3 protein-coding genes are annotated in these 3172 nt (G+C 71.4%); all 3 read left to right on the top strand.

Annotated elements, in window-relative coordinates:
- Positions 1-114: 114 nt before the first annotated feature.
- Positions 115-540 (top strand): hypothetical protein, encoded by a 426-nt coding sequence (locus MXD95_RS07550; protein ID WP_250639819.1) that lies wholly within the window; start codon positions 115-117, stop codon positions 538-540.
- 37 nt (positions 541-577) lie between these two features.
- Positions 578-1102, top strand: a complete 525-nt coding sequence (locus tag MXD95_RS07545; protein ID WP_250639818.1) for a VOC family protein — start codon at positions 578-580, stop codon at positions 1100-1102.
- Positions 1103-1367: 265 nt separating this feature from the next.
- Positions 1368-3101, top strand: a complete 1734-nt coding sequence (locus tag MXD95_RS07540; RefSeq protein ID WP_250639817.1) for a carboxylesterase/lipase family protein — start codon at positions 1368-1370, stop codon at positions 3099-3101.
- The last annotated feature ends 71 nt before the right edge of the window (positions 3102-3172 follow it).

Here is a 3172-nt window from a genome sequence, read left to right as displayed (position 1 = left end):
GCCGAGTCGGAACGGTCGCCCGCGCGATCCTCACCCTCGAACACGCATTCCACGAATAGCAGGATGGAAAAGGCTCAATGGAATGTGGAAACTCTTTCGACCGGATGAGGGGACATGACGCATCCGACCCCACCCTCCCCCCCGCCGCCGCCGCCGCCGCGAATCGTCCATGTTTATGAGACCATTGACGGCCGCCCCAGCTTCGCGAACCACGAGCGGATAACGGACACCACCGAACGGGCCCGGCTGCTGGACTACCTGAACGCCGGCAGGCTCCTGCTGCGCACCACCGCGTGCAGCGAGGACGTCACCGACCCCGGCCGGGGCAAGGTCGTCCCGATGAGCATTCGCACCGACGGCTCGTGGATCTGGAACGACGCGCTCGCCTACTACCTCGATACCCACGGTATCGGGCCACGGACGGAGTTTCTGACGCACATCCGCGCCCGGGGCTACCTGTTCACCACACCGACCAAGGAGCAGATCGACGCCGCCCAGAACGTGCTCAAGGAACGCAACGAGTCCGGCGGACGCCGGTGAGGGATCCGGCACGGCCAGGACCGGCGACGATGCCCCCATGACGACTCCTTCCCGCGCGACAGGCGCCCGCGTGACACCTGAGCACACGGCGCCCGCCGCACGCCCCGAACTCACCTCCCCGCCTGAGGGTGTCACCCCCGCCGCAACCCACCCGCGGGCTGCGGATGCCGCCCAACCCGAGAACGTGTTCGGCGCGTATCCACGCCTGGTCGTCCGGGGCGCCGCAGCCGCGCTCGCCTTCTACCGGGAGGTTTTCGGCGCGGCGACCGGCGAGATTCATCTCGACGACAAGGGCAGGATCATCGACGCCCAGATGCTGATCGGCGGCATACGTCTGTCGGTACGCGACGAGGGATACGGCGATCCGGCCCCGCCGACTCTCGGCGGCACCCCGGTCATCATGGCGCTCGAGGTCAGCGATCCGGACCTGATGGCCGCCGCGATGCTCGCGCGCGGCGCCGCCGTCATCCACCCCGTCACCGACCATCCATACGGCCGTGCCGGACGCCTCGCCGACCCCTACGGCCACCAGTGGATGCTCCTGCGCCCCGCGCAGTCCTGACCGCGCAGTCCTGGCCGTCCAGTCCCTCCCGACGAGTCCGGGCTCTCGGCGACGGGCCCGGCAGCTCGGCGACGGCCAGGGCCAGGGCCACCCACGAGGGTGCCGGTGTTCCGCGCAACCGTCATTCCTCCGGATGAAACGGGGCAGGAACCTCAGATCATGCCCGGCCATGACAACGTCTCGCAGGTGAGTATCCGCCGCGGCGATGTCCTTGGCCGGGGCGTGTCAGGTGCTGCACCCGTCGCCGAGGGAAAGCGGAGCCGCCATGCGCAGTCGACCCGGAGCCAGGCTCAAAGCCGGACTCGCGCCCAGATCCGATACTCGTCATGGACGACACGGAACCGCGCTGAGGGCGCTGCCCGTCGCGGTCGTCGCGATCGCGGTCGTGGTTGTCCTGGCCGCCGGGCTGCTGAGCGGGTGCGGGGGATCGGGAGGCGCGGGCGGGTCGGCTCGGTCGCAGGCCGCGCCGCTGACGGTCGCCACGTCCAGCGGGCGCCTGCACGGGATGGCGACCGGGCGGGCGCGGGAGTTCCTCGGCGTTCGGTACGCGCAGGCGCCGACGGGGGCACGCCGCTGGACGATGCCGGTCGCGGCGCCGAGGGCGGGCGGGACGGTCGAGGCGACGCGGGCCGGGCCGAGCTGCGCCCAGGCCGCCACGAGCCCGGGTGCCGCCTCAATCCTTTCCGAGGACTGCCTGTTCCTCACCATCACCACCCCGGCGGCGATGCAGCAGGGCGAGAAGCTGCCGGTGATGGTGTGGTGGCACGGCGGCGGGTTCACGACCGGCTCCGGGTCGCTGTACGACGCGGGGCGGCTCGCGACCCGTGGGCACGTCATGGTCGTGACCGTGAACTACCGGCTGGGCGTGTTCGGGTATCTGTCGCTGCCGGGTCTCGCCGGCAGCGGGAACTTCGGGCTCGCCGACCAGATTCTCGCGACGCGCTGGGCGAAGCAGAACGCCGAGGCATTCGGCGGCGACCCGGGCAACATCACCGTCTTGGGCGAGTCGGCCGGCGCGGTGAGCGCCTGCGCGCTGCTCACCTCACCGGCGGCCAACGGGCTGGTCGACAAGGTCGCGATGTCGTCGGGCGGCACCTGCCAGGTGCGCTGGCCGCGCGGCGGCCTGCTGCCCGGCACACCCGCGCAGACCCCGTTCGTCAGCCTCGCCGACGGGCAGAGGTTCGGGCTTGCCGAAGCGGCAACCCTTGGCTGCACCGGCACCGGCACCGGCACCGGCACCGGCACCGGCACCGCGGCGCTGGCCTGCCTGCGCCGGGCATCCACGACAGACCTGGTGAGGATCACCGCGCGGTTCTCCAACGTGGTCGCCTATGACACGCCGTTGCTGCCGAGGGACCCGAGGAAGGCCGTCGCCGACGGCCGGACGCTCGACACCCCGGTGCTCTCCAGCGGCAACCATGACGAACACCGCACGTTCGTCGGCGGCCAGGAGAGACGGCGCCCGACCTACACCGCGGCGTCCTACCCAAATGATCTGGCGATGGCCTTCGGCGCCGACGCCGCCAGGGTCGCGGCGCGGTACCCGCTGGCGAGCTACCCCAGTGCCGCCCTCGCCTGGTCGGCGGTGATCACCGACGCGTCCTGGATGTGCCCGATGCTCGCCGGGAACGCCGCCCTGGCGAGGCACGGATCGACGGTGTACAGCGCCGAGTTCGACGATCCGCACGCCCCCGACGTCAACCGCATCGGGTCGGCGGCCTTCGACCCCGGCGCCGCCCACGCCGCCGACCTCGCCTACCTGTTCGACCTGGCCGGCCACGACTACGTGGGCGCCGCGCCGCAGCGATCCCTCGCGAACACGATGATCGACTACTGGACGAGCTTCGCCCGCACGGGCGTCCCCAGCGCACCAGCGGCGCCGACCTGGCCGAAGCTGGTCGACACCGCCGGACCGACCTTGCAGCTCAATCCGGCGCGGATCGGCGCTGTCGACCTCGCGGCCGAGCATCACTGCGGTTTCTGGGCGTCCCTCGGTTGACGTCCTCCCCCGCCTGAAGGCGGGGGATTCCAACTCCTACACGCCCACCAAGGGAGGTGCGCAGTGTTGAG

The organism is Frankia sp. AiPa1 (assembly GCF_023243075.1).
Taxonomy (GTDB): Bacteria; Actinomycetota; Actinomycetes; order Frankiales; family Frankiaceae; genus Frankia.
The sequence above is the reverse complement of the archived record's forward strand: the minus strand, read 5'-3'. Positions and strand labels throughout refer to the sequence as shown.

Excerpts from the sequence above, each read along its gene's own strand:
- MXD95_RS07550 (WP_250639819.1), top strand. The coding sequence starts at position 115 with ATGACGCATCCGACCCCACCCTCCCCCCCGCCGCCGCCGCCGCCGCGA.
- MXD95_RS07545 (WP_250639818.1), top strand. The coding sequence starts at position 578 with ATGACGACTCCTTCCCGCGCGACAGGCGCCCGCGTGACACCTGAGCAC.
- MXD95_RS07540 (WP_250639817.1), top strand. The coding sequence starts at position 1,368 with ATGCGCAGTCGACCCGGAGCCAGGCTCAAAGCCGGACTCGCGCCCAGA.